Consider the following 25,604-nt stretch of genomic DNA (forward strand, 5'->3'; position numbering starts at 1 on the left):
GGTCGACGCGGTCAGCGGGCGTTGAAGTACTTGGCCTCGGGGTGGTGGATGACGATGGCGTCGGTGGACTGCTCGGGGTGGAGCTGGAACTCCTCGGAGAGGTGGACACCGATCCGCTCCGGCTGGAGCAGGTCCGCGATCTTGGCGCGGTCCTCCAGGTCGGGGCAGGCGCCGTAGCCGAGGGAGAAGCGGGCGCCCCGGTACTTCAGGGCGAACATGTCCTCGATGTCGGCGGGGTCCTCCCCGGCGAAGCCGAGTTCGACGCGGACCCGGGCGTGCCAGTACTCGGCCAGCGCCTCGGCCAACTGGACGGAGAGGCCGTGCAGTTCGAGGTAGTCCCGGTAGGCGTTGGCCTCGAAGAGCTTGGCGGTCTCCTCGCCGATGCGGGAGCCGACGGTGACGACCTGGAGGCCGACCACGTCCCGCTCGCCGGACTCCTCCGGGCGGAAGTAGTCCGCGAGGCAGAGCCGGCGGCCCCGGCGCTGGCGGGGGAAGGTGAAGCGGGTGCGTTCGTTGCCGTCCTCGTCGAGGATGATCAGGTCGTCGTCCTTGGAGACGCAGGGGAAGTAGCCGTGCACGACGGCGGCCTCCAGCAGGTTCTCCGTCTGGAGCCGGTCGAGCAGCCCGCGCAGCCGGGGGCGGCCCTCGGTCTCGGCCAGTTCCTCGTAGGAGGGGCCGTCGCCGGTGCGGGCCTGCTTCAGGCCCCACTGGCCCTTGAAGAGGGCGCCCTCGTCCAGCCAGGACGCGTACTCCTTGAGCTGGATGCCCTTGACGACGCGGGTGCCCCAGAACGGCGGGGCGGGCACCGGGTTGTCGGTGCGCACGTCGGAGCGGACGTGGCCCTCCTCCGGCTTCTCCTCGGGGAGGTCGGCGGCGGGGGTGGCGCGGACCCGGCGCTGCTTCAGCTCGGGGAGCTGGGCGCCGGGCAGGCCGCGCTTGACGCCGATGAGGGCGTCCATCAGGCGCAGGCCCTCGAAGGCGTCGCGGGCGTAGCGGACCTCGCCCTCGTAGATCTCGTGGAGGTCCTGCTCGACGTAGGCGCGGGTGAGGGCGGCGCCGCCCAGGATCACCGGGTAGTCGGCGGCCAGGCCGCGCTGGTTCAGCTCCTCCAGGTTCTCCTTCATGATCACCGTGGACTTGACCAGGAGGCCGGACATGCCGATGACGTCGGCGCGGTGCTCCTCGGCGGCTTCCAGGATCGCGGAGACGGGCTGCTTGATGCCGAGGTTGACGACGTTGTAGCCGTTGTTGGACAGGATGATGTCGACGAGGTTCTTGCCGATGTCGTGGACGTCGCCGCGCACGGTGGCCAGCACGATGGTGCCCTTGCCGTCGGCGTCGGACTTCTCCATGTGCGGTTCCAGGTGCGCGACGGCCGTCTTCATGACCTCGGCGGACTGGAGCACGAAGGGAAGCTGCATCTGGCCGGAGCCGAAGAGTTCACCGACGGTCTTCATGCCGTCGAGCAGGGTGTCGTTGACGATGTCGAGGGCGGGACGGTCCTGGAGGGCCTCGTCCAGGTCGGCCTCCAGGCCGTTGCGCTCGCCGTCGATGATGCGGCGCTTGAGGCGCTCGTCGAGGGGCAGCGCGGCCAGTTCCTCGGCCTTGCCGGCCCGCAGGGACTTGGCGGTGGCGCCCTCGAAGAGCGCCATCAGCTTCTGCAGCGGGTCGTAGCCCTCGGCGCGGCGGTCGTGGATGAGGTCGAGGGCGGTCTGCACCTCCTCCTCGCTGAAGCGGGCGATGGGCAGGATCTTGGAGGCGTGCACGATGGCCGAGTCCAGGCCCGCCTTGACGCATTCGTCGAGGAAGACGGAGTTCAGCAGGATGCGGGCGGCCGGGTTGAGGCCGAAGGAGATGTTGGACAGGCCGAGTGTGGTCTGGACGTCCGGGTGGCGCCGCTTGAGTTCGCGGATGGCCTCGATGGTGGCGATGCCGTCCCCGCGGGACTCCTCCTGACCGGTGCAGATGGTGAAGGTCAGGGTGTCGATGAGGATGTCCTCCTCGCGGATGCCCCAGTTCCCGGTGAGGTCGTCGATGAGCCGTTCGGCGATCTCGACCTTCTTCTCGGGAGTGCGGGCCTGGCCCTCCTCGTCGATGGTGAGCGCGATAAGGGCGGCGCCGTGCTCGCGGGCGAGCCGGGTGACCTTGGCGAAGCGGGAGTCGGGGCCGTCGCCGTCCTCGTAGTTCACCGAGTTGATCACCGCGCGGCCGCCGAGCTTCTCCAGGCCGGCCTGGATGACGTCGACCTCGGTGGAGTCGAGCACGATCGGCAGGGTGGAGGCGGTGGCGAGGCGGCCGGCGAGTTCGGCCATGTCGGTGACGCCGTCGCGGCCGACGTAGTCCACGCACAGGTCGAGCATGTGCGCGCCCTCGCGGATCTGCTCGCGGGCCAGCTCCACGCAGTCGTCCCAGCGGGCCTCGAGCATGGCCTCGCGGAACTTCTTGGAGCCGTTGGCGTTGGTGCGCTCGCCGATGGCGAGGTAGGCGGTGTCCTGGCGGAACGGCACCGACTGGTAGAGCGAGGCGGCGCCCGCCTCGGGCCGGGGCCGGCGCTCGGAGGGGGTGAGGTCGCGGACCCGCTCGACGACCTGGCGCAGGTGCTCGGGGGTGGTGCCGCAGCAGCCGCCGACCAGCGAGAGGCCGTACTCGTGGACGAAGGTCTCCTGAGCGTCGGCCAGCTCGGGGGCGGTGAGCGGGTAGTGCGCGCCGTCCTTGCCGAGGACGGGGAGGCCGGCGTTGGGCATGCAGGCCAGCGGGATGCGGGCGTTGCGGGCGAGGTGGCGCAGGTGCTCGCTCATCTCGGCCGGGCCGGTGGCGCAGTTCAGGCCGATCATGTCGATGCCGAGGGGTTCCAGCGCGGTGAGCGCGGCGCCGATCTCGGAGCCGAGCAGCATGGTGCCGGTGGTCTCGACGGTCACCGAGACGATGACCGGCAGGTCGATGCCGAGGGCGTCCAGGCCCCGCCGGGCGCCGAGGACGGCGGCCTTGGTCTGGAGGAGGTCCTGGGTCGTCTCGATCAGCAGCGCGTCGGCGCCGCCGGCGACCAGTCCCTCGGCGTTGCGCTGATAGGCGTCGCGCAGGGTGGTGTACGGGGCGTGGCCGAGGGTGGGCAGCTTGGTGCCGGGGCCCATGGAGCCGAGCACCCAGCGGGGGCGGCCGTCGCGGGCGGTGAACTCGTCGGCGACCTCGCGGGCGACGCGGGCGCCCGCCTCGGAGAGTTCGTGGACGCGCTCGGGGATGTCGTACTCGCCGAGCGCGGAGTGGTTGGCGCCGAAGGTGTTGGTCTCGACGCAGTCGACGCCGACCGCGAAGTACTCCTCGTGCACGGAGCGCACGATGTCGGGCCGGGTGAGGTTGAGGATCTCGTTGCAGCCCTCGAGCTGCTGGAAGTCGTCGAGCGTGGGTTCCTGGGCCTGGAGCATGGTGCCCATGGCTCCGTCGGCGACCACCACACGGGTGGCGAGTGCCTCACGGAGCGCGGACGCACGGGTCCGGCTGTCGGCGGAAGGGGACGTCGGCGACGAGGCCATGAAAGGGGCTCCCTTGAGTGCGACGGCTGTCGGCTATGCGCCCGCTCCGGCCGGGACCGGGCGTGGGGCACGGCGCCAGGGTAACCGCCCGTGGGCTTGGATGGGCACAGGCGTCCACGACACGGACGCGGATGGCGGAGTCCGGCCGGTGGGTGCGGTGGCCGGAACCCGACGGGTGTCCTGGCGCGGCCCCGCTCGTTGGCGGGAGATCGGCATGGAACGGTAGTGTTCGGCAATGCCGAACGCGTGTGGGATGGCTCGGCGGTGGCCGATGCGGACGGAGGCAGGACGGCGATGGCACGGAACATCCAGTCGCTCGAACGGGCGGCCGCGATGCTGCGCCTGCTCGCGGGCGGCGAGCGGCGGCTCGGTCTCTCCGACATCGCCTCGTCGCTCGACCTGGCCAAGGGCACCGCGCACGGCATCCTGCGCACCCTCCAGCACGAGGGCTTCGTGGAGCAGGACGAGGCGTCGGGCCGCTACCAGCTGGGCGCGGAGCTGCTGCGCCTGGGCACCACCTACCTGGACGTGCACGAGCTGCGGGCGCGGGCCCTTGTGTGGACCGACGACCTGGCCCGCTCCAGCGGGGAGAGCGTCTACCTGGGCGTGCTGCACCAGCAGGGCGTGCTGATCGTGCACCACGTCTTCCGCCCGGACGACAGCCGTCAGGTGCTGGAGATCGGGGCGATGCAGCCCCTGCACTCCACCGCGCTCGGCAAGGTCCTCTCGGCCTACGACCCGGTCGCCCACAGCGAGGCGCTGGACTCCTCCCGCAAGGCGTTCACCGACCGTACGGTGTGCGCGCCGGAGGAGTTCGAGCACGTCCTGGACCTCACCCGGGCACGCGGGTACGCGGCCGACCTGGAGGAGACCTGGGAGGGCGTGGCGTCGATCGCCGCGCCGATCCACGACCGGCGCCGGATGCCGGTGGGCGCGGTGGGGATCGCCGGCGCGGTGGAGCGGCTGTGCCGGGACGGCGAGCCGCGTCCGGAGCTGGTCGCGGCGGTGCGGGACTGCGCCCGAGCGGTCTCCCGCGACCTGGGCGCCGCCCGCTTCTGAGCACACCCCTGCCCACTCCTGCCCTGTGGCCGGGTCTGCTGTGCCCCCGTCCGTAACGATCCTGCCTTCTGTGCTTTTTTTCGCCCCCGGAACCCTTGACGCCTGCGCGGGCCGAAAGCAAGACTCCCGTCCATCGGTCGGCATTGTCGAACACCTATCGGTATTACGCGTTAGGGTGGGACAGCGCCAAGGGCCGGGTTTCCCTGGACCAATGACAAAGGAGTCGCGGGTGTCCAGCTCCGACATCTTCATCGGCGAGACCATAGGTACCGCCGTACTCATCCTGCTCGGCGGTGGTGTGTGTGCCGCCGTGACACTGAAGGCCTCCAAGGCGCGCGGCGCCGGATGGCTGGCCATCGCCTTCGGGTGGGGCTTCGCCGTCCTGACGGCCGTCTACACCTCGGCGCCCCTCTCCGGCGCGCACCTCAATCCGGCCGTCACCCTCGCGCTGGCGATCAAGGACCACGACTACGGCACGCTGCCCGTCTACTGGGGCGGCCAGTTGCTGGGCGCGATGATCGGCGCAACGCTGGTCTGGGTGGCCTACATGGGCCAGTTCCGCGCCCACGTGACCGACCGGGAGATCGTCGGCGGGCCCGGCGCGCAGGACACGGTCAAGGCGGTCGAGGCAGAGGAGGCGGCCGCGGGCCCGGTACTGGGCATCTTCTCCACCGGTCCGGAGATCCGGAACGCGGTGCAGAACCTTCTGACGGAGATCATCGGCACGATCGTGCTGGTGCTGGCGATCCTCACGCAGGGTCTGAACAACGAGGGCAACGGCCTGGGCCCGGTGGGCGCGCTGATCACGGCCCTGGTGGTCGTGGCGATCGGTCTGTCGCTCGGCGGTCCGACGGGGTACGCGATCAACCCGGCGCGCGACCTGGGACCGCGCATCGTGCACGCGCTGCTGCCGCTGCCCAACAAGGGCGGCTCCGACTGGTCCTACGCCTGGGTGCCGGTGGTCGGTCCACTGATCGGCGGCGCGATCGCTGCGGGCATCTACAACGTCGCTTTTGCTTGATGAGTAACGATTTGCGCGAAAAGCACCGATCATTCGAGTAAGCGCCGTACACACCGCCACCCTCACCTCGGATCTCCCAGGAGCACACAGTGACCGACGCCCACACCGCAGGCCCCTTCATCGCGGCGATCGACCAGGGCACGACCTCCTCGCGCTGCATCGTCTTCGACAAGGACGGCCGCATCGTCTCCGTCGACCAGAAGGAGCACGAGCAGATCTTCCCCAAGCCGGGCTGGGTCGAACACGACGCCAACGAGATCTGGACGAATGTCCAGGAGGTCGTCGCCTCCGCGATCGCCAAGGCGAACATCACGCGGGACGACATCAAGGCCATCGGCATCACCAACCAGCGCGAGACGACCGTGCTGTGGGACAAGAACACCGGTGAGCCGGTCCACAACGCCATCGTCTGGCAGGACACCCGTACCGACGCGCTCTGCCGCGAGCTGGGCCGCAACGTCGGGCAGGACCGCTTCCGCCGCGAGACCGGTCTGCCGCTGGCGTCCTACTTCGCCGGACCCAAGGCCCGCTGGCTGCTGGACAACGTGGAGGGCCTGCGCGAGCGCGCCGAGAACGGGGACATCCTCTTCGGCACCATGGACAGCTGGGTCATCTGGAACCTGACCGGCGGTGTCGACGGCGGCAAGCACGTCACCGACGTCACCAACGCCTCGCGCACCATGCTGATGAACCTGCACACCATGCAGTGGGACCCGAAGATCTGCGAGTCCATCGGCGTGCCGGAGCAGATGCTCCCCGAGATCCGCTCCTCCGCCGAGGTCTACGGCGACGTCACCGGCGGCACCCTCGGCGAGCTGCTCGGCGGCATCCCCGTCGCCTCCGCGCTCGGCGACCAGCAGGCGGCCCTGTTCGGCCAGACCTGCTTCTCCGAGGGCGAGACCAAGTCGACCTACGGCACCGGCACCTTCATGGTGATGAACACCGGCGAGAAGATCATCAACTCCTACGCCGGCCTGCTCACCACCGTCGGCTACAAGATCGGCGACAAGCCGACGGTGTACGCCCTGGAAGGTTCCATCGCCGTCACCGGCTCGCTGGTGCAGTGGATGCGCGACCAGATGGGCCTCATCTCCACCGCCGCCGAGATCGAGACCCTCGCCCTCTCGGTCGAGGACAACGGCGGCGCCTACTTCGTACCGGCCTTCTCCGGCCTGTTCGCCCCGCACTGGCGTTCCGACGCGCGCGGTGTGATCGCCGGACTGACCCGGTACGTGACCAAGGCGCACCTCGCGCGCGCCGTCCTGGAGGCCACCGCCTGGCAGACGCGGGAGATCGCGGACGCCATGACGAAGGACTCCGGGGTCGAGCTGACCACGCTCAAGGTGGACGGCGGCATGACCGCGAACAACCTGCTGATGCAGCAGCTCGCGGACGTGCTCGACGCCCCCGTGGTCCGCCCGATGGTCGCCGAGACCACCTGTCTCGGCGCCGCCTACGCCGCCGGTCTCGCCGTCGGCTTCTGGACCGGCACCGACGAACTGCGCGCCAACTGGCGCCGGGCCGCCGAGTGGACCCCCCGCATGGACGCGGAGACCCGCGACCGTGAGTACAAGAGCTGGCTCAAGGCCGTCGAGCGGACCATGGGCTGGCTCGAGGACGAGAGCTGACCCGCCAGGTCGAGCTCCGACGAGGAGTGAAGTACCCGACATGACCAGTCCCACCACCCTGCAGTCCGTACCTGCCCTGGGCACGCACCCGGCCTCCGGCTCCAACCCGAGCCGCGCCGAGACCCGGGAGCAGCTCGCACGGGCGTCGTACGACCTCCTAGTGATCGGCGGCGGCATCCTGGGCATCTCCACCGCCTGGCACGCCGCGCAGTCCGGGCTCAGGGTGGCGCTGGTCGACGCCGGCGACTTCGCCGGCGCCACCTCCTCCGCCTCCTCCAAGCTGCTGCACGGCGGCCTGCGCTACCTCCAGACCGGCGCGGTGAAGCTGGTCGCGGAGAACCACTTCGAACGGCGCGCGGTCTCCCGCCAGGTGGCCCCCCACCTGGCGAACCCGCTCACCTTCTACCTCCCGGTGTACAAGGGCGGTCCGCACAGCGCGGCCAAGCTCGGCGCGGGCGTCTTCGCCTACTCCGCGCTCTCCGCCTTCGGCGACGGCGTGGGACATCTGCTCTCCCCCGCCAAGGCCGCGCAGGACGTGCCCGAGCTGCGCACCGACAACCTCAAGGCCGTGGCCGTGTACGGCGACGACCAGATGAACGACGCCCGCATGGCGCTGATGACAGTCCGCGCGGCCGTCGACGCGGGCGCGGTCGTGCTGAACCACGCCGCGGTCACCGGGCTGCGCACCACGCGCGGCCGGGTCACCGGCGCCGAGCTGAAGGACCGGCTCACCGGAGAGGAGTTCGGCGTCGACGCCCGCCTGGTGCTGAACGCGACCGGCCCCTGGGTGGACCACCTGCGCCGGATGGAGGACCCGCACGCGGCGCCCTCGATCCGTCTGTCCAAGGGCGCGCACCTGGTCCTGAAGCGCACCGCCCCCTGGAAGGCGGCGCTGGCCACCCCGATCGACAAGTACCGCATCACGTTCGCCCTGCCCTGGGAGGACATGCTGCTGCTCGGCACCACCGACGAGGTGTACGAGGGCGACCCGGCGGACGTGTCCGTCACCGAGTCGGACATATCCCAGATCCTGGACGAGGCCGCGTTCTCCGTCCGGGACCAGCAGCTCCAGCGGGACCTGATCACCTACTCGTTCGCCGGGCTGCGGGTGCTGCCGGGCGGGCCCGGTGACACCGCGAAGGCCAAGCGGGAGACCGTGGTCACCGAGGGTCCGGGCGGGATGCTCTCGGTGGCGGGCGGCAAGTGGACCACCTTCCGGCACATCGGCCGGACCGTGCTGAAGAAGCTGGAGGAGCTGCCGGGCCGGCCGCTCGGCGACGACTTCGAGCCGGTGTCGGAGCTGCCCAAGCGGCTGCCGCTGCCCGGTGTCGCCAACCCGCGCGCGGTCGAGCACCGGCTGCTGGTGGACCACCCGGCGCCCGGCCCCCGCATGGGCGCCGACACCGCCCGCCACCTGGCGACCCACTACGGCTCGCTGGCCTTCGACATCGCCCGCCTGGCCAACGAGCACCCGGAGCTGGCCGAGCGGGTCCACCCCGACGCGCCGGAGATCTGGGCGCAGGTCGTCTGGGCCCGCGACCACGAGTGGGCCGAGACGGAGGACGACGTGCTGCGCCGCCGTACCACCCTCACCATCCGCGGCCTGGCCACGGACGAGGTACGCGCGCAGGTGCGTGAGGTGCTCGACAAGAAGCGGTGACGGCAGGCCGCGACAGGCGTGCTCAGGGGCGGTTCCGCGGTGGCGGGACCGCCCCTCGCGCGTGTCCGCGCCTCCATCCGCCCCCGAATACTTCCGCGCGCTCCCTCGAACGTGTTTCAAAGTGGGCGTTTACCACCCTGTCTACGGCTAAAACGGATCTTTCCGACAGCAGGAGCGGGGCGAGGCCCAGGTGCGGGGAGCGGTCATATGCGAGGCGGTTGGCACACGGCACGGGCGCGGCGGCGGCTCGGCCTCGGCGCGTGCGGTGTCGCGCTCGTCGCGCTCACGGCGGTTCTGCGGTTCTGGTGGCTGGACGCGGCGGTCGCGGGCGTCCTGATCTCGGCGATCGGCGCGTTCGTGTCGGTGGTGGCCCTGGTGGCGGACATCCTGCGCGGCGACGCCGACCCGCCGCTGCGCTCGGCGGCCGAGGACCGGTGCCGGGCGGCGGACGCGCTGGCCGAGGTGGTCCGGGACCAGTGGGCGGCGGAGGCACGGTTCCGGCGGCTGCGGGACCCGATGCCGATCGAGGTGCGCTGGGCCCCGGCCGACCGGCGGCTGGCGGACCATCCGGAGAACGTCCGCCGCGACCGGCCGCTGCCCGCCCCGCGCGACGCGGCGGTGGAGCACGCCCCCGACGACTTCCCGGTGCCGCCCGGCCGCCGGGTGGTGGTGCTGGGCGGTCCGGGCTCCGGCAAGAGCGTGCTGGCGCTGCGCTTCGTCCTCGGCCGGCTCGCCGTACGGGCGCCGGGCGGGCCGGTGCCGGTGATCGTCCCGCTGGCCGGCTGGGACCCCTGGCGCACCCCGCTGCGCGACTGGCTCGCCGGGCGGCTGGCCGCCGACTATCCCCCGCTGGCCGCCCCCGACGGCCGGCGCACGCTCGCCCGCGCCCTGCTGGACTCGGGGCTGGTCATGCCGGTGCTGGACGGCTTCGACGAGCTGGCCCGCCCCGGCCGCGCGGAGGCCGTACGGCGGGTCAACGCCGAGCTGGACGACGACCTGCCGCTGCTGCTGACCAGCCGGAAGGAGGCGTGGGCGACGGCGGTGGCCGAGGGGGACGTGCTCACCGCCGCCGAGGTGGTCGAGCTGCTCCCGCTGGACCTGGAGCAGGCCGCCGCCCACCTGGAACGCACCGCCCGGCCGCTGGCGACGGAGGACGGGGAGCGGGCCACGGTGTGGACGCCGGTCCTGCGGGAGCTGCGCGAGCGGCCCGGGTCGGCCCCGGCGCGGGCGCTCACCACTCCCCTGATGGTCTCGCTGGCCCGCGCGGTCTACGGCGACACCTCCGGCGACCCCTCGGAGCTGCTGGACGTCAAGCGCTTCCCGACGGTGGCCTCGGTCGAGGAGCATCTGCTCGGGGCGTTCGTACCGGCCGCGTTCGCCGGTTCCGGGCCCGGTGCCGCCTCGGACGCGGAGCGCAGGCTCACCGTGCTGGCGCGGGCGTTGCAGCACCGCGACACCGGGCGGCTGGCCTGGTGGGAGCTGGAGTCGATGCTGCCGGCCGCGCTCCGGGTGTACACGCCGGGGCTGCTGGCGCTGGCGGTGCAGGCCCTGCTGGTGCTGCCGGTGATGGTGGCGCGGGTGGTGAGCGGGCTGGCCGGGACGGAGGACGTGGTCTCGGTGGGTGCCACGCTGTTCGGCCAGACCCTCGGGTTCGCCTTCGGCGCCGCCTGTCTGCTGCCGCGTGACGGGGGCCTGCCGGGCAGACGGTTCATCCTGCGGCAGACGCTGCTGACCGCGCTGGTGAGCGGGCTGCTGTGGGCGGCGTTCGCCTGCACCGACGACCTCCGGTTCGGCTTCCGGTACGGCACGCTGACCGACGGCTGGATGCCGGACCTGCTCGGCGGGTGTCTGTTCTCGCTGCTGTTCACCCTGTTCTTCGGCATCGCGGGCCTCCCCCGGCGCCCGGCGCCGCTGAGCCTGCCGTGGAGCGGTGCGGCGGGCCGGGCGGTCGCCCGGGTGCTGGGCGCGGCCCTGCTGCTGGGCGGCGCGGGTTCGGCGGGCTCGGTGCTGCTGGACTCCTCGCGCGACCCCTGGACCGCGCTGATCGGCACCACCTGCATGGCGGCGGGCACGGCGCTGCTGGTGAGCGGCACCCACCGGCAGGACGGCCCCCATCCGGGCCGCGCGGGCCGGGTCGGCCAGCGATTCGCGGCGGGCGCCGTACGCGGCACCGCGGCCGCCCTGCTGATCGGCATCACCGCCTGCACGACCGCCGGACTGGCCGCGGTCGGGGTGACCGTGCTGAAGTCGGCCGGCGTGGAGGACCTCGCGGGCCGGCGCATCGACGGCTGGCGGTTCGCGTCGCGGGACGGGGTCCGTACGGCGGTCACCACGCGCCCGGTGCGCGGCAGGATGCTGATCCCGGGCGAAGGCGCCCGCCCCATCGCCTACCCCGGCGACGCGGAGCCGCCCGACTGCACGATCCCGCTGCTGAAGGACCGTAGGTGCCGCCCCTTCATCTCCCGGCGGACGGCGTTCGAGTCGCGGGACGGGGTCGTGGTGGTGCGGCTGGCCCTCGCCGGGGGCGCGGCCGAGGCGTACCCGGCGAATCTGCGCTCGGTGCTGCCCGAGGAAGCCCGTGGCTGGCTCACCCAGGGCCCGGCCACCGGGCTGCTGGTCCGCTGTCTGCCGCCGTTCGTGGCGAGCGGGGTGCTGATCGGGCTGGTGGGCGGCTGCGTGTGCGGGGTGTACCGGGCGCTGAGCGTGCCGTCGGACATCATGCGGGCGACCGGCCCCGGTTCGTCGCTGCGTACGGACCGGACGGCGTCGTTCACCCGGGCCGGGGTGGTGGCTCTGCTGGTGGCGCTGGTGTGTGTGCCGGTGATGGTGCTGCCCGGCGACTGGGGCGGGCTGGCGCATGTCGGGACCCGGCTGTGGCTGCCGCTGGGGGCCGCGGCGCTGGCGCTGAGCGCGTGGGGGCGGTTCGCGGTGGCGCGGGTGTGGCTGGCGGCGACCGGACGGCTGCCGTGGCGGCTGATGGCGTTCCTGGAGGACGCCCACCGGCGGGGTGTGCTGCGCAGGTCGGGCGCGTGCTTCGAGTTCCGGCACCTGCGGCTCCAGTCCCATCTGGCGGGCGGCGGGGCGGAGGTGCGGGGACAGGGCGGTCCGGTGGACGGCGCCTGGGAGCAGGCTCCGCTGCGGGGTGTTCCGGGCCGGGGTTCGGGGCAGTGATCCGTTCAGCCCCTTGTGAGGGGGCTGCTGAGGCTCCTGTCGGACGCCGTAAGGTTGGGTGGTCAGGCGAGAGCACGTCGGAAGGAGGCACTGGGTGATCGAGCTGGAGGGTGTTCCCGAGCTGATCGACCCAGTCATGGTGGCCGCGTTCGAGGGCTGGAACGATGCCGGTGACGCCGCCTCCACGGCGGTCGCGCATCTGGAACGCGAGTGGAAGGGCGAGGTGTTCGCGGCGCTGGACGCCGAGGACTACTACGACTTCCAGGTGAACCGCCCCACGGTCTTCATGGAAGGCGGCGTACGCAAGATCACCTGGCCGACGACCCGGCTGTCGGTGGTCCGCGTCGGCGGGGACAAGCCCCGTGACCTGGTGCTGGTGCGCGGCATCGAGCCGTCGATGCGCTGGCGCTCGTTCTGCAACGAACTGCTGGGCTTCGCCCATGAGCTGGGCGTGGAGCTGGTGGTGATCCTGGGCGCGCTGCTCGGCGACACCCCGCACACGCGTCCGGTCCCGGTCAGCGGGGTCACCTCGGACGGTGACCTGGCGCGCCGGATGAACCTGGAGGAGACCAAGTACGAGGGCCCGACGGGCATCGTCGGGGTGCTCCAGGAGGCGTGCACGCACGCCGGGGTGCCCGCGGTGTCGCTGTGGGCCGCGGTGCCTCACTACGTCTCCCAGCCGCCCAACCCCAAGGCCACGCTGGCGCTGCTGAACCGGCTGGAGGACCTGCTGGACCTGCGGCTGCCGCAGGGCGAGCTGCCCGAGGACGCGCGTGCCTGGCAGACGGGCGTGGACCAGCTGGCGGCTGAGGACAGCGAGGTCGCGGAGTACGTGCAGACGCTGGAGGAGGCCCGCGACACCGCCGAACTGCCCGAGGCGTCCGGCGAGGCCATCGCGCGGGAGTTCGAGCGGTATCTGCGGCGCCGGGACGTCGGCGGGCCGGGCGGCCACGCCACGGCGGACGGCTCGGACGGCGGGCCGTACCGGCGGGACGCGCCGAGCGGCCGTACCCGCCCGCCCAAGCCCCCGAAGCCGGAGGCGCCGGGCGCGGCGGAGGGCGACGAGCCGGAGGGCTCGGAGGACTGAACGAAGTGGGGCGGTACCCGGCCGGATACCGCCCCACTTTCTTGGGTCAGCCCTTGTGTCAGCTCAGAGGGCCACGCCGAGCAGCGCGTCCACGGTGCGGCTGACCAGGCCGGGGGCGCCGATGTCGGTGCCGCCCTCGGCCTCCTGGCGGGCCGCCCAGCGGTCCACGGCCGCGAGCGCGGCGGGCGCGTCGAGGTCGTTCGCCAGGGCCTCGCGGACCTCCTCCACCAGCGCGTCGGCCGACGGGCCGTCCGGGCGGGAGACGGCGGCGCGCCAGCGGCCGAGGCGGTCCACGGCGTCCTGGAGCACCTGGTCGGTCCACTCCCAGTCGGAGCGGTAGTGGTGGGAGTGCAGGGCGAGCCGGATGGCGGCCGGGTCGACGCCGTCGCGGCGCAGCGCGGAGACGAAGACGAGGTTGCCCTTCGACTTGGACATCTTCTCGCCGTCGAGGCCGACCATGCCGGCATGTACGTACGCCTTGGCCATGGGGAACTCGCCGGTGAGCACCTGGGCGTGGGAGGCGCCCATCTCGTGGTGCGGGAAGGCGAGGTCGGAGCCGCCGCCCTGGACGTCGAAGGTCATGCCCAGGTGGTCCAGGGCGATGGCGACGCACTCGATGTGCCAGCCGGGGCGGCCCCGGCCGAGCGTGCCGCCGTCCCAGCTCGGCTCGCCCTCGCGGGCCGCGAGCCACAGCATCGGGTCGAGCGGGTTCTTCTTGCCGGGCCGGTCCGGGTCGCCGCCGCGTTCGGCGGAGAGCACGCGCATGGCGGCGGCGTCCAGGCGGGAGACCTGGCCGAAGTGCGGGTCGGCGTCGACGGAGAAGTAGACGTCCCCGTCCAGGTCGTAGGCCGCGCCCAGTTCCCGCAGGCGCTCCACGAGCGGGACGATGCCGGGTATGGCCTCGACGGCGCCTATGTAGTGCTGCGGCGGGAGCATCCGCAGGGCGGTCATGTCCTCGCGGAACAGGGTGGTCTCCTGCACCGCGAGGTCGGCCCAGTCGACGCCGTCGCGGGTCGCGCGCTCCAGCAGCGGGTCGTCGACGTCGGTGACGTTCTGGACGTAGTGGACCTGCCGCTTGGTGTCGAGCCACACGCGCTGGACGAGGTCGAACGCGTTGTAGGTCGCCGCGTGACCCATGTGGGTCGCGTCGTACGGCGTGATGCCGCAGACGTAGATCCGGGCGACGGGACCGGGGGCGAGGGTGACCGGACCGTCGGTCGCGGTGTCGTGAATCCTCAGGTCGCGGCCCTGACCAGGCAGGGCGGGGACCTCGGAAGCGGGCCAGGCATGCATGTACATGAGCGTAACCGGCCATGAGCTGGGGCTACGAACCGGATCACGCCCAAGGCGGCCGGATGGCCGGATGGGCGCCCTTGCGCGGGGCGCCCGGCTGTGCCCGCCGGGTCAGACCGGGGGCCAGGGGATGGCGGGCCATTCGCCGGTGGGTTCGGGATGGCGGCCGGTGGCGAGGAGGTCCGCGACGCGGGCGCGGGTGGCGTCGATCTCGGCCGGGGTGAGCAGCGGGGCCAGCGTCGCGGCCAGGGCGCCGCCCTCGGCGAGGGTGTCGCGCAGGGAGGCGAGGACCGTCAGGGCGTCCTCGGTGAGGGTTTCGCCGGCCCAGCCCCACAGCAGGGTGCGCAGCTTGTTCTCGGCGTTGAAGGAGACTCCGTGGTCGATGCCGTAGAGGTGGCCCGCGACGGTGGGCAGGAGGTGGCCGCCCTTGCGGTCGGCGTTGTTGATCACCGCGTCCAGGACGGCGAGGCGGCGCAGCCGGTCGTCGTCGGCGTGCACCAGGAGCGCGGTCTGCCCCTCGCCGACCTCGGCGAGGCCGATGGCCTTCCAGCCGTCTCCGGCCTCCTCGCCCTCGGCGAGCGCGAGGAGTTCGGCGTCGGTGCTGACCTCGATCCAGAGCTGGCACATGCCCTCGCCGTACGGCCCGTCGCGCAGCACGGTCGGCGGGATCAGGTCCCAGCCGGTGGCCTTGGACACCTCGTAGGCGGCGACCTCGCGGCCGGCCAGGGTGCCGTCGGGGAAGTCCCACAGCGGGCGCTCCCCGGCGACCGGCTTGTAGACGCAGGTCGCCTCCCGGCCGTCGAGGGCGACGGTGCAGAACAGGGCGGCGTTGGAGGCGTCCCGGATGCGGCCGCGTACGGTCAGCTCGCCGTGGGCGAGCAGTTCGGCGGCGTCCGCGTCGGTTCCCGTGTCCGCGGCGCTCACGCTCCCCGGCGGTATCCGTTCTGGCGCGGACATACGTGTCCTTCCGGGTCGAGCGGGAGGCTGCACAGCGGGCACGGCGGCCGCCCGGCGTTGACGACGTCCAGGGCGCGCTTGGCGAAGGCCCTGGCCTGCGCGCCGGTGAGCCGGACCCGCAGCATCGGGGGCCCGTTCTCCTCGTCCTGGAGGAGGCGTTCCTCGGCCTCGGCGAGGTCCTCGGCGGTCTCGGCGTCCAGCTCCACCAGGGCCTGCGCCTCGACGACCATGCGCTGTTCCTCGCCGTCCCAGGCGAGCGCCATGGTGCCGACGCGGAACTCCTCCTCGACGGGGCTGTCCAGCGGGCCGGTGTCGGAGATCTCGACGGGGGCCACGGCGGGCACCGCCGCGTTGCCGCCGCTGCGCCGCACGACCTCGTCGAGGAGTTCGTCCATGCGTTCGGCGAGCGCGGCGACCTGGGCCTTCTCCAGGGCCACGCTGGTCACCCGCGGGCCCGCGGTGGCCTGGAGGAAGAACGTACGGCGTCCGGGCAGTCCGACCGTGCCGGCCACGAAGCGGTCCGGCGGGTCGTAGAGGAACACCTGACGGGACACGTCCTGTCTCCATTGGGTTCGGGATCGTTCGAGCGGTTCAAGCGGTCGGTACGGGCGTGCGGGCACACCGTGCGGCCGACCGCCTCACCCTACTGCGGGCGGCGATCACGGTGCGCCCGCACCACCCCCGACCGGTGCGTCGTCGTCGGGGGGCGTCTCGCGGGGGGCCAGTGAGGCGAGGTCGCCGGTCTCGCCGAGCCGGACGAGGTAGGGCCGCAGCCGGGTGTAGCGGATCGCGGTGACCGAGCAGGGCTCCACCGAGACGCGCTGGAACAGGTCGAGGTGGAGTCCGAGGGCGTCGGCCACGATCGACTTGATGATGTCGCCGTGCGAGCACATCAGGTACACGGCGTCGGGGCCGTGCTCGGCCTCCACGCGCGCGTTCCACTCGCGTACGGCGGCGACCGCGCGGGTCTGCATCTCGCGCAGGGACTCGCCGCCGGGGAAGGCGGCGGCGGACGGGTGCGTCTGGACGACCTCCATGAGGGGTTCGTCCTTCAGCTCGGCCAGTTTGCGGCCCGACCAGTCGCCGTAGTGGCACTCCCCGATCCGGTCGTCGGTGCGGGGGGTGAGGCCGGGGCGGGCGTCCAGCAGCGGCCGCATGGTCTCCTGGCAGCGCTGGAGGGGGCTGACGACGATCTCGGCCAGCGGCAGGCCGTCGAGACGGCCGGGCAGGGCGGCGGCCTGCTCGGTGCCGCGTTCGTCGAGGGCGACGCCGGGGGTCCAGCCGGCGAGGAGTCCCGCGGTGTTGGCGGTGGAACGGCCGTGCCTAACGAGGATCAGGGTGGGCATGCGGCCCAGCGTAGACCGGCGCCGCCGGGTGGTGATCCGGGGCGCACAATGATGGGGCCCCGGGTGCGTCCGGGGCGGGAGGACGGGAGAATGCACTCCGTGATCTTCGACTGTGCCATCTACCGCGACGGGCATCGCACCGATTCGTCCGACGATCCGGCGAAGGCCCTGCGGGAGGCGCGTGCGGCCGACGACGCGTTCGTGTGGATCGCGCTGCACGATCCGACGGCGGAGGAGTTCGACGAGGTGCGCAAGGTCTTCGGGCTGCACCCGCTGGCGGTCGAGGACGCCCTGAAGGCCCACCAGCGCCCGAAGCTGGAGACGTACGACGACTCGCTGTTCGTGGTGCTGAAGCCGGTGTTCTACGAGTCGGCGCGCGACACCGTGACCACGGGCGAGGTCATGCTCTTCCTCGGCGACTCCTTCGTGGTGACGGTCCGGCACGGCGAGTCCTCCCCGCTGCCGGAGACCCGGCGGCGGCTGGAGGCCGACCCCGACAAGCTGCGGCACGGTCCGACCTCGGTGCTGTACGCGGTGGCCGACGCCACGGTGGACCACTATCTGGAGGTAGCGACCGAGCTGGGCACGGACCTGGACGAGCTGGAGGCGGAGGTGTTCTCCCCGTCCGACGCCGGGTCGCGGGACACCGCGTCCAGGATCTACCTGTTCAAGCGGCAGGTGCTGGAGTTCCGCCGGGCGACGGAGCCGCTGACGGTGCCGATGACCCGGCTCGCGGGGATGGGACAGTCCGCCGGCCAGGTGCCCTTCGTGGACGCCTCGGCGCGGCCGTTCTTCCGGGACGTCAACGACCATCTGACCCGCGTCAACGAGTCGGTGGAGGGCCTGGACCGGCTGGTCTCCGACATCCTCTCCGCGCACCTGGCGCAGATGGGTGTCCGGCAGAACGACGACATGCGCAAGATCTCGTCCTGGGCGGCGATGGCCGCGATCCCGACGCTGATAGCGGGCGTCTACGGCATGAACTTCGAGCACATGCCGGAGCTGCGCTGGGTGTGGGGCTACCCCACGGTGGTCGCGGTGATGGTGGTGCTGGAGCTGCTGCTGTACCGGAACTTCAAGCGGCGCGGCTGGCTGTAGGGCTCACGCGAACTCGGTGGCCCGGGGCGCGGGTCCGCCGAGGGCGTCGCGCCGCTCGGGCATCTCCAGGGTGACCATGCGCCGCCAGCCGACGGCCCGCTCCCACGCGTACACGGCGTGGATGCCGGCCGCCAGGAGCGTGTTCCGCGCGGCGGACCAGCCGAGGACCCGGCCCATGTGCGCCATGACGGCGAGGCTGACGTCCCGGTAGATCCGGATCTCCGCGAGCGCGCTCTCGCGCAGGACCCGCTGGATGGTCCGGCCGTGGCCGGAGTACGCCAGGCGCAGGAGCTCCTCGTGGCAGTAGGCGAGGTGGTTGTCCTCGTCGTGGGAGATCATGCGCACCGCGCGGCCGACGTCCGGGTGGCCGCCGAAGTGCTTGAGGAGCATCCGCATCTGCTCGGAGGCCCGCTGCTCGGTGACCCGGCTGTGCGCGAGGTAGGTGACGATGTCGTCCTCGGTCAGCGGCCGGTCGGCCCGGAGCTTGTCGTGGGCGAGGCCGATGCCGTGCCGTTCGAGGAGCATCGTGTAGTCGGTGTCGGGCGGGACCTCGACGGGCTTCAGGCCGCGCTTGCGCAGCAGGGCCTCGAAGATGCGGCCGTGCTTGTCCTCGTCGGCGCCGTGGCGGGCGATCCGGGGGGCCAGCCCGCGCGCGCTCGCGGGGACCAGGGCGGCGATCCTGCCGTTCTCCCAGCCTCCCTGGGACTCGCCGGCGGCGGCGATGGAGCAGAAGAGCCGGAAGGACGCGTCGTCGTCGAGGATCTCCTGGAACAGGCTCTTGGCCGAAAGCATCGCGGGCCCCTCTCTGCACACGACTCCGACAGAGAAGCAGTCAAATGCGGGTCAAGGGGGCGCGCAACAGGAGGCCGTCCGCGCTGGGCCGAAGGAGGGACGGCCGGGGGCGTAACCCCGTCCGGTCCGGCGCGTTGTTCCCCGTGACGGCCGTGGCGGGGAAGACCCCCGAGCCCCCACCACGGCCGCGAATCCCTTCCCGGCCCGTCAGGCGAGGCCGGCGCGCTCCAGGGCCTCGGCGCCGCCGCGCAGGGCCGCGAGCCGCTCCTCCAGGGTGAAGCCGGCCGGGGCGAGCGTGAGGGTGGTGACCCCGACCGCCGCGTAGGCCGCCATCCGGTCGGCGATGCGGTCGACCGAGCCGAGCAGGGTGGTCTTGTCGATGAGGTCGTGCGGGATGGCGGCCGCGGCGCCGGCCTTGTCACCGGCCAGGTACTTGTCCTGGATCTCGGCGGCCTCCTTCTCGTACCCCATGCGCTGGGCGAGCCGGTTGTAGAAGTTCTGCTTCCGGCTGCCCATGCCGCCCACGTAGAGCGCGGTGTACGGGCGGAAGGTGTCCGCGAGCCGGGCCACGTCCGCGTCCTCGCCGAGCGCGAGCGGCACGGTGGGGCAGATGTCGAAGCCGTCCAGCGTCTTGCCCGCCTTCTCCCGGCCCGCGCGCAGGGAGGAGACGGCGGTGTCCTCCAGGTGCTCGGCGGAGGGGAAGATCAGCAGGGCGCCGTCGGCGATCTCGCCGGTCTGCTCCAGGTTCTTCGGGCCGATGGCGGCGATGTAGAGCGGGATGTGCTCGCGCTGCGGGTGCACGGTCAGCTTGAGCGGCTTGCCGGGGCCGCCGGGCAGCGGCAGCGTCCAGTGCTCGCCCTCGTAGGAGAGGCGGTCGCGGGTCATCGCCTTGCGGACGATGTCCACGTACTCACGGGTGCGGGCCAGCGGCTTGTCGAACTTGACGCCGTACCAGCCCTCGGAGACCTGCGGTCCGGAGACGCCGAGGCCGAGGCGGAAGCGGCCGCCGGACAGGGAGTCCAGGGTCGCCGCGGTCATCGCCGTCATGGCGGGCTGGCGGGCCGGGATCTGGAAGATCGCCGAGCCCACGTCGATCCGCTCCGTCTGCGCGGCGACCCAGCTGAGCACCGTGGCGGCGTCCGAGCCGTACGCCTCGGCGGCCCAGCAGACGCTGTAGCCGAGCCGGTCGGCCTCCTGCGCCACGGCGAGGTTGTCCCCGTCCATCCCGGCGCCCCAGTAGCCGAGGTTGATCCCGAGCTGCATGCCGATCCCCTTACTCGCAAGTAACGTATCTGCGGCCGACCTTAGCGACCCATTCCCGCGCGGCCCACCCCGCCCGGGGTGTTCCGGGGGGTGTCGTGGCGGGTGCGGCGGCCGGGTCCCGTTGTCCACAGGCAACCCACGGCAGCAGCTCTGGCCAGTAATCTCGCGGGCATGGAGCAGAGGCATCTCGGCCGTACCGGCCTGCGCGTGTCCCGGATCGGGCTCGGCACCCTCACCTGGGGCCGGGACACCGAGGAGCACGACGCCGCGGACATGCTCAAGGCGTTCTGGGAGGCGGGCGGCACCCTCGTCGACACCGCGGACGTGTACGGCGACGGGGCGGCCGAGTATCTGCTCGGGCGGCTGACGGACTCCCTGGTGCCCCGCGAGGACCTGGTGATCTCCACCAAGGCGGGCAGCGTGCCGGACCCCGACCGCCCGGCCGACGGCTCCCGCGGGCATCTGCTCGCCGCGCTCGACGCCTCGCTGGAGCGGCTGGGCACCGACCATGTCGACCTGTGGCACATCCACTGCCACGACCCCGCCACGCCGCTGGAGGAGACGCTCCAGGCACTCGACCTCGCGGTGAGCAGCGGGCGTGCGCGGTACGCGGGGGTGTCCAACTTCTGTGGCTGGCAGCTCGCCAAGGCCGCCACCTGGCAGCTCGCGGCGCCCGGCGTGCGCACCCGGCTGGCCGGGACCCAGCTCGAGTACTCCCTGCTCCAGCGGGGCGTGGAGCGCGAGGTGCTCCCCGCCGCGCTGGACCTCGGCGTCGGCCTGCTGCCCTCCTCGCCGCTGGGCCGGGGTGTGCTGACGGGGAAGTACCGGGGCGGTGTGCCGTCCGACTCGCGCGGGGCCTCCGAGCACATGGCGCCCTTCGTCGAGCCGTATCTCGACGACACCGCGAGCCGGATCGTGGACGCGGTCACCACGGCCGCCGACGGGCTCGCCGTCACCCCGCTCCAAGTGGCCCTCGCCTGGGTGCGCGACAGACCCGGCGTCACGGCCCCGGTCGTCGGCGCGCGCAACGCACGGCAGCTCGCGGCGGCTTTGTCGGTGGAGGCGCTTAGTCTTCCTGACGAGATCTGCCGGGCGCTGGACGACGTGTCGGCCCCGGTGCACCGCTACCCCGATCACGACTGGAGCACCCTGTGACCACGGAGCAGACGCCTGCCGGCGACCCGGAGGAGGCCCCCTCCGGCGGAACGACGGCAGCGGAGTCCGGGGCCGGTGCCGACCGGGCGCCCTCCGCTGAGGCTGCCGAGGGCGCGGAGGCCGGGGACGGCGGGACCGAGGTGCCGGTGGGCGGCGAACCCGATGGCCGCACGGCCGGGGCGGCCGAAGACGTCCGGGATGACGCCGGTGCGTCGGCGGCCGAAGGCGCGGAGGCCGGGGACGGCGGGACCGAGGTGCCGGTGGGCGGCGAACCCGATGGCCGCACGGCCGGGGCGGCCGAAGACGTCCGGGATGGCCCCGGTGCGTCGGCGGCCGAAGGCGCGGAGGCGGTGCGCGAGACCGGGGACGGTGGCGCGGGGGTGGACGCCGGTGATGCCGCGAGCGGTGGCCGAACGGACAGCGACGGTGCGGCGGCCCAGCTGCCGCCCGCCGAGGCCACCGAAGGCACGCCCGCGCTCTCCGAGGCCGAGGCCGAGCTGGCGGCTCAGCGGGTGGAGCGGGAGCGGATCGCCCGGCGCAAGGCCGAGCGGCAGGGGCCCGTGGAGAGCGGGGGGAAGCTGAGCGGCAGGGCGGCTGACCTGCTGGCCGCCGTGCGGGCCGTGGAGAGCGGGGAGAAGGGGGGCGCGCCCGCCTTCGTGGAGCCCGCCCCCGCGCCCCGGCGCCCCGCGCCCGAGCCCGTAAGGCGGCCGGAGCCGGTGCCTGCGGTGGCCGCGCCGGACGCGGAGGCCGTCGGAGCCGTGCGCGCGGTGCTCGCCGAGGGCGGCGCGCCGGAGGCGTTGGCGCCGCGGGTGGCGGCCGCGCTCGGGGACGGCGCCGAGGACACGCTGCGCGCCGACCCCTGGCAGTTGCTGCGGGTCGCCGGGGTGCGGCCGGAGCAGGCGGACGGTTTCGCGCGGGCCCTGCTGGGCGCGGAGTGCCGTCCGGACGACGAGCGGCGCGGGCGCGCGCTGACGGTGTGGCTGCTGGAGCAGGCCGCCGTCGCCGGGCACACCGCGCTGGACCTCCCCGCGCTCACCGAGGCCCTCGTCAAGCGGGCGGTGCCGGACCCGGACGAGGCCGTACAGAGCGCGCTCGCGGAGGGCGACGCCCTGGTCTTCCAGGACGCCCTGGAGGAGCCCGGAGCCCAGCCCGTCGCGGCCGGCGAGGACGCCGAGGACGCGCAGGAGGTCCCGGTCCGGGTCCTCGCCGGTCTGGAGCGGTACGCCCTCGCCGAGGAGAGCCTCGCGGACGCGCTGGCCCGGCTGGTGAACTCGGTGCCCAAGGAGACCGAGGAGCCCTGGGAGACGGCCGTGGCCGCGCTGTCCCGGGGCGCGGCCGACCTGGCCCGCCAGGTCGCCGGGCACGGCCTGGTGCTGCACACCGGCGGCGAGGCGGCCCGCGCCGAACCCGCCGCACTGCTCGGCGCCGCCCGTGCGGCGGGCCTGCGCGCGTTCGCCGTCTGCCACACCCCGGACGGCGCCCGGCGCTTCGCCGCGCACCTGGACGAGGAGCCCGGCGGCGCCGTGGGCACGGTGGCGGGCCTGCTGTCCGGCGCGTCGGGCCCCGGCCGGGACGCGGAGGGCGCGCTCGCCCTGGACCTGCTGGTCGTGCTGGACGCGCCCCAGCTGGACGTCGAGGCCGCCGCGATGCTGGCCGAGTCGCTCCCCGACGGCGCCCGCCTCGTGCTCAGCGGTGACCCGGCGGTGCTGTGGTCGGCCGGTCCGGGCCGGGTCTTCGCGGACCTGCTCGCCGTCCCCGCCTGCCCGCAGGTCGCCTCGCGTGTCCCCGACCCCGGTCCGCTCGGCGAACTGGTCTCGGGCATCGGGGTGGGTGAGCTGGTCCAGGTCGAGGCGCCCGGCAAGGAGATCGTGATCGTCCCGGTCCGGGACCCGGGCGAGGCGGTGCACCGCACGGTGCAGCTGGTCGCGGACTCGGTGCCGCGCGCATTCGGGGTCCCGCCCGAGGAGACGGTGGTGATCACCCCGGGCCACGGCGGCGCCGCCGGCACCCGCGCGCTCAACACCGTTCTGAAGGAGCGGCTCAACCCCGGTCCCGGCCGCTTCGGCGGCTTCGACCCCGGCGACCGGATCGTGCACTCCCCCGCGCCGGGCCGTACGGTGCCGGGCCGCGTGGTCCGCGCGGACGCGGAGGGGCTGCACCTGGAGTGCGCGGGCGCGCCCGTGGTCGTCCCCAGGGAGCTGGTGGAGAGCCGGGTCCGGCACGGCTGGGCACTGACCGCGCACCAGGCGGTCGGCGGCCGCTGGCCCGCGGCCGTGGTGGTCCTGCCCGGTGACGCGGCGGACGTGCTGACCAGGCCGTGGGTGTACACCGCGTTCGGCCGGGCGGAACGGCACCTGTCCGTGGTGCACGGCGTGGAGCAGGCGCTGCCGAAGGCGGTCGCGGAGAGCGTGGCCAAGCCGCGTACGACCCGGCTGCGGACGCTGCTGCGGGTGCAGCTCCCTCCGGTGGGCTGAGCCGGGGACACGGCGATGCCCGTACCGGATCGGTCCGGTACGGGCGTCGCCGCGGGGTTCACCGGTCGCGGTCGAGCGGCTCCAGGTCGTCGTCGGCCAGCTCGTCCAGGACGGTGCCCGGCGTGTCGTCGTCGCTGTCGTCCCGGTCGAAGACCGCGCTGACGTCGAAGCGGCAGATCACATGCTGCGGGTCGGCCTCCTCGAACGGGGCCTCCAGCCATTCGCCGGGCTCGGCCGCCTCCTCCGCCGCGCTGACCCAGAGCGTGGAGTCGCCCTCAGCGAGACCGAACTCGCGGTGCCGGGAGGCGATCTCGTCCGGCTCGAACTCGCCGAACAGGATGCCCAGCGCGCCGGGGACCGTGTTCGCGGTGTCGTCCTCGGTGAGGGCGTCCTCGAACTCGGCGGCCTCCACCCGCTGGGCCTGGGCCAGCAGCCGCTGGGGCTCGGCCACCGTGTAGTCGCGGCGGATCAGGACGCTGACGGCGTGGGGCTCCTCGGGGCCCGTGTACGGCGGCAGCGAGTCGTCGGCTCCGGGGATCTCGAAGGGGGTGACCTCGTCGTAGCGGTCGTAGAGCAGCTCGTCGTACACCTCGCCGGCCGCCGCAAGCTGATTGAACGCCTCGTGGACGGCCGGGTCGTCGTCACCCGTCCTGCGTTCGACGGCCGCCAGGTGGCGGTCGAGCGCGGTCTTGACCGCCTCGGCGGCGGCGCGTACCTCGGCAGCGGTGGGCTGCGCAGCATCAGACATAGTGCAGACGCTATCCGTACCGGGCACCAGCCCGCACAATAGATGCGATGCCGGAATACGAATTCATCGACGTGTACGTCCCCCGCGGGGTGTCCCGCAACGAGGCGACGCGTCTCCTCACGGACCATGCCGAGTACGGACACTGGGAGTTGGACCGACTGAGCCTCATGCGCGACGGCAGCCGCAGGGTGCGGCTGCGCCGGCGGATCATCCGCCAGGTGCGGGCCACGTGGTGAGAGGGAGAACCTGACCGGAGCGGGCCCCGCCGTCTTCTCGGCAGGGGCCCGCTCCGTCTTCCGGGTGGTCCGGTCGGATCAGGCCGCGTTCCGCGCCTTGCGGTACAGGACCGCACCCGCGAGGACCGCGCCCGCGCCGGCCGACAGCGCGAGGCCGAGGGGCAGGTTGTCACCGGTGTGCGCGAGCTGACCGCCTGCGGCGTGGCTGTAGCCGACCTGCGAGGTCCCCTGCGGGGTGCTTCCGCCGCCGGTGGAGGGGGTCGCGGGGGTGCTCGGCCGGCCCGGTGTGCTGGGGGTGCCGGGGGTACTGGGCTGACCCGGGTTGCCCGGAGTGCCGGGGTTTCCGGGTGTACCGGGGTTTCCGGGTGTACCGGGGTTGCCGGGCTGACCCGGGTTACCGGGAGTGCCAGGGTTGCCAGGCTGTCCAGGGGTGCCGGGGTTACCGGGGTGCCCAGGTGTGCCGGGGGTACCGGGCCGACCAGGAGTGCCGGGATTCCCAGGCTGGCCCGGATGGGCCGGCTGGCCCGGGTGGTGTCCATGGTGGTCGGGCGGGCAGTCGCCGGGGTGGCCCGGCGTACCGGGCCGGCCGGGGTGGGCCGGATGTCCCGGTGTTCCCGGGTTGCCGGGTCGGCCCGGCGTGCGCGGCGGAGTCCCGTGCTCCTCGTTCCCGCACCGGTTGCCCCCGGCCGGGTTCCCCACGCCGATCACGTCGACGCTGTTCCCGCACAGGTTGACCGGTACGTCCACCGGTGCCTGGACGGTGTTCCCGGAGCCGACGCCCGGGGAGTCGCCGCTGTGCGCGCCCGCGTGCGCGCCCCCCGACGCACCACGCGCCCCGTTGGCGCAGGCGTTGCCGACGGCCGGGTTGAGCAGTCCCACCACGTCGACGGTGTTTCCGCAGGCGTTCACCGGTACGTGCACCGGGACCTGCACGGTGTTGCCGGACAGTACGCCGGGCGAGCGGGCTGCGGAGCCGGCCGCGCCCGCGTCGGCGTGTGCGTATCCACTGGCCGCCGCGATCACTCCGGTCGCGGCCGCCATCGTCATCAGGCCCTTACGGGTGCCCTGTCGCATGTTCTGATCCCC

General features: G+C 73.2%; 19 protein-coding genes. 10 read left to right on the forward strand and 9 right to left on the reverse strand.

Features of this window, described 5'->3' with window-relative positions; translation table 11 throughout:
- Positions 1 to 11: 11 nt before the first annotated feature.
- On the reverse strand, positions 12 to 3,530 hold the full coding sequence (gene metH / locus D0Z67_RS05190) for a methionine synthase (RefSeq protein WP_031180016.1): 3,519 nt from the start codon (positions 3,528 to 3,530) through the stop codon (positions 12 to 14).
- A gap of 294 nt (positions 3,531 to 3,824) precedes the next feature.
- Between metH and D0Z67_RS05195 the strand changes: the two genes are divergently transcribed.
- From D0Z67_RS05195 to D0Z67_RS05220, 6 genes are all read left to right on the forward strand, one after another.
- Positions 3,825 to 4,589 (forward strand): IclR family transcriptional regulator, encoded by a 765-nt coding sequence (locus D0Z67_RS05195; RefSeq protein ID WP_031180015.1) that lies wholly within the window; start codon positions 3,825 to 3,827, stop codon positions 4,587 to 4,589.
- Between the two features lie 229 nt (positions 4,590 to 4,818).
- Positions 4,819 to 5,610: an MIP/aquaporin family protein gene (locus D0Z67_RS05200; protein WP_031180014.1), complete on the forward strand. Its 792-nt coding sequence runs from the start codon at positions 4,819 to 4,821 to the stop codon at positions 5,608 to 5,610.
- An 89-nt stretch (positions 5,611 to 5,699) separates the two neighbouring features.
- The gene (glpK, locus tag D0Z67_RS05205) at positions 5,700 to 7,238 is read left to right on the forward strand and encodes a glycerol kinase GlpK (protein WP_031180013.1); all 1,539 of its coding nucleotides are present in this window, start codon (positions 5,700 to 5,702) and stop codon (positions 7,236 to 7,238) included.
- A gap of 40 nt (positions 7,239 to 7,278) precedes the next feature.
- Positions 7,279 to 8,898: a glycerol-3-phosphate dehydrogenase/oxidase gene (locus tag D0Z67_RS05210; protein WP_031180012.1), complete on the forward strand. Its 1,620-nt coding sequence runs from the start codon at positions 7,279 to 7,281 to the stop codon at positions 8,896 to 8,898.
- 207 nt (positions 8,899 to 9,105) lie between these two features.
- The gene (locus D0Z67_RS05215; protein WP_078873108.1) at positions 9,106 to 12,069 is read left to right on the forward strand and encodes an NACHT domain-containing protein; all 2,964 of its coding nucleotides are present in this window, start codon (positions 9,106 to 9,108) and stop codon (positions 12,067 to 12,069) included.
- 94 nt (positions 12,070 to 12,163) lie between these two features.
- Complete coding sequence (locus tag D0Z67_RS05220; RefSeq protein WP_031180010.1) at positions 12,164 to 13,156, forward strand: PAC2 family protein; 993 nt, start codon at positions 12,164 to 12,166, stop codon at positions 13,154 to 13,156.
- 63 nt (positions 13,157 to 13,219) lie between these two features.
- Here D0Z67_RS05220 and mshC read toward each other — a convergent pair whose 3' ends face one another.
- The 4 genes from mshC to D0Z67_RS05240 form a co-directional block, all read right to left on the reverse strand.
- Complete coding sequence (gene mshC / locus D0Z67_RS05225) at positions 13,220 to 14,449, reverse strand: cysteine--1-D-myo-inosityl 2-amino-2-deoxy-alpha-D-glucopyranoside ligase (RefSeq protein WP_031180009.1); 1,230 nt, start codon at positions 14,447 to 14,449, stop codon at positions 13,220 to 13,222.
- A 111-nt stretch (positions 14,450 to 14,560) separates the two neighbouring features.
- Entirely contained in the window at positions 14,561 to 15,406 is an 846-nt protein-coding gene (locus D0Z67_RS05230) for an SCO1664 family protein (RefSeq protein WP_078873106.1), read from the reverse strand.
- Complete coding sequence (locus D0Z67_RS05235) at positions 15,370 to 15,960, reverse strand: DUF3090 domain-containing protein (protein ID WP_031180007.1); 591 nt, start codon at positions 15,958 to 15,960, stop codon at positions 15,370 to 15,372. The genes D0Z67_RS05230 and D0Z67_RS05235 overlap by 37 nt, the downstream gene beginning before the upstream one ends.
- Positions 15,961 to 16,065: 105 nt before the next feature.
- Complete coding sequence (locus D0Z67_RS05240; RefSeq protein ID WP_031180006.1) at positions 16,066 to 16,752, reverse strand: histidine phosphatase family protein; 687 nt, start codon at positions 16,750 to 16,752, stop codon at positions 16,066 to 16,068.
- 99 nt (positions 16,753 to 16,851) lie between these two features.
- Between D0Z67_RS05240 and corA the strand changes: the two genes are divergently transcribed.
- A complete protein-coding gene (gene corA, locus D0Z67_RS05245) occupies positions 16,852 to 17,850 on the forward strand; it encodes a magnesium/cobalt transporter CorA (RefSeq protein WP_037774575.1) in 999 nt (332 codons plus the stop codon).
- Positions 17,851 to 17,853: 3 nt separating this feature from the next.
- On the opposite strand, the gene D0Z67_RS05250 is transcribed toward corA, so the two are convergent.
- The gene (locus D0Z67_RS05250) at positions 17,854 to 18,642 is read right to left on the reverse strand and encodes a ferritin-like domain-containing protein (RefSeq protein ID WP_031180004.1); all 789 of its coding nucleotides are present in this window, start codon (positions 18,640 to 18,642) and stop codon (positions 17,854 to 17,856) included.
- A 207-nt stretch (positions 18,643 to 18,849) separates the two neighbouring features.
- Positions 18,850 to 19,905, reverse strand: coding sequence for an LLM class F420-dependent oxidoreductase (locus tag D0Z67_RS05255; protein ID WP_031180003.1), 1,056 nt, complete (start codon positions 19,903 to 19,905; stop codon positions 18,850 to 18,852).
- A gap of 171 nt (positions 19,906 to 20,076) precedes the next feature.
- On the opposite strand from D0Z67_RS05255, the gene D0Z67_RS05260 reads away from it, so the two are divergent.
- Both D0Z67_RS05260 and D0Z67_RS05265 read left to right on the forward strand, forming a co-directional pair.
- Entirely contained in the window at positions 20,077 to 21,060 is a 984-nt protein-coding gene (locus D0Z67_RS05260; RefSeq protein ID WP_031180002.1) for an aldo/keto reductase, read from the forward strand.
- Entirely contained in the window at positions 21,057 to 23,534 is a 2,478-nt protein-coding gene (locus D0Z67_RS05265; protein WP_420824425.1) for a helix-hairpin-helix domain-containing protein, read from the forward strand. The genes D0Z67_RS05260 and D0Z67_RS05265 overlap by 4 nt, the downstream gene beginning before the upstream one ends.
- 58 nt (positions 23,535 to 23,592) lie before the next feature.
- Here D0Z67_RS05265 and D0Z67_RS05270 read toward each other — a convergent pair whose 3' ends face one another.
- Complete coding sequence (locus D0Z67_RS05270; RefSeq protein ID WP_031180000.1) at positions 23,593 to 24,282, reverse strand: hypothetical protein; 690 nt, start codon at positions 24,280 to 24,282, stop codon at positions 23,593 to 23,595.
- Positions 24,283 to 24,329: 47 nt separating this feature from the next.
- Between D0Z67_RS05270 and D0Z67_RS05275 the strand changes: the two genes are divergently transcribed.
- Complete coding sequence (locus tag D0Z67_RS05275; RefSeq protein WP_031179999.1) at positions 24,330 to 24,518, forward strand: DUF5703 family protein; 189 nt, start codon at positions 24,330 to 24,332, stop codon at positions 24,516 to 24,518.
- A gap of 78 nt (positions 24,519 to 24,596) precedes the next feature.
- Here D0Z67_RS05275 and D0Z67_RS29895 read toward each other — a convergent pair whose 3' ends face one another.
- On the reverse strand, positions 24,597 to 25,592 hold the full coding sequence (locus tag D0Z67_RS29895) for a chaplin (protein ID WP_078873104.1): 996 nt from the start codon (positions 25,590 to 25,592) through the stop codon (positions 24,597 to 24,599).
- Positions 25,593 to 25,604 lie beyond the last annotated feature (12 nt).

Origin of the sequence: Streptomyces seoulensis, assembly GCF_004328625.1 — a bacterium.
Lineage (GTDB): Bacteria > Actinomycetota > Actinomycetes > Streptomycetales > Streptomycetaceae > Streptomyces > Streptomyces seoulensis.

Coding starts and splice junctions, on each gene's coding strand:
- metH (WP_031180016.1), bottom strand. CDS start 3,530: ATGGCCTCGTCGCCGACGTCCCCTTCCGCCGACAGCCGGACCCGTGCG.
- D0Z67_RS05195 (WP_031180015.1), top strand. CDS start 3,825: ATGGCACGGAACATCCAGTCGCTCGAACGGGCGGCCGCGATGCTGCGC.
- D0Z67_RS05210 (WP_031180012.1), top strand. CDS start 7,279: ATGACCAGTCCCACCACCCTGCAGTCCGTACCTGCCCTGGGCACGCAC.
- D0Z67_RS05215 (WP_078873108.1), top strand. CDS start 9,106: ATGCGAGGCGGTTGGCACACGGCACGGGCGCGGCGGCGGCTCGGCCTC.
- mshC (WP_031180009.1), bottom strand. CDS start 14,449: ATGCATGCCTGGCCCGCTTCCGAGGTCCCCGCCCTGCCTGGTCAGGGC.
- D0Z67_RS05230 (WP_078873106.1), bottom strand. CDS start 15,406: ATGTCCGCGCCAGAACGGATACCGCCGGGGAGCGTGAGCGCCGCGGAC.
- D0Z67_RS05240 (WP_031180006.1), bottom strand. CDS start 16,752: ATGCCCACCCTGATCCTCGTTAGGCACGGCCGTTCCACCGCCAACACC.
- D0Z67_RS05250 (WP_031180004.1), bottom strand. CDS start 18,642: ATGCTTTCGGCCAAGAGCCTGTTCCAGGAGATCCTCGACGACGACGCG.
- D0Z67_RS05255 (WP_031180003.1), bottom strand. CDS start 19,905: ATGCAGCTCGGGATCAACCTCGGCTACTGGGGCGCCGGGATGGACGGG.
- D0Z67_RS05260 (WP_031180002.1), top strand. CDS start 20,077: ATGGAGCAGAGGCATCTCGGCCGTACCGGCCTGCGCGTGTCCCGGATC.
- D0Z67_RS05270 (WP_031180000.1), bottom strand. CDS start 24,282: ATGTCTGATGCTGCGCAGCCCACCGCTGCCGAGGTACGCGCCGCCGCC.
- D0Z67_RS05275 (WP_031179999.1), top strand. CDS start 24,330: ATGCCGGAATACGAATTCATCGACGTGTACGTCCCCCGCGGGGTGTCC.
- D0Z67_RS29895 (WP_078873104.1), bottom strand. CDS start 25,592: ATGCGACAGGGCACCCGTAAGGGCCTGATGACGATGGCGGCCGCGACC.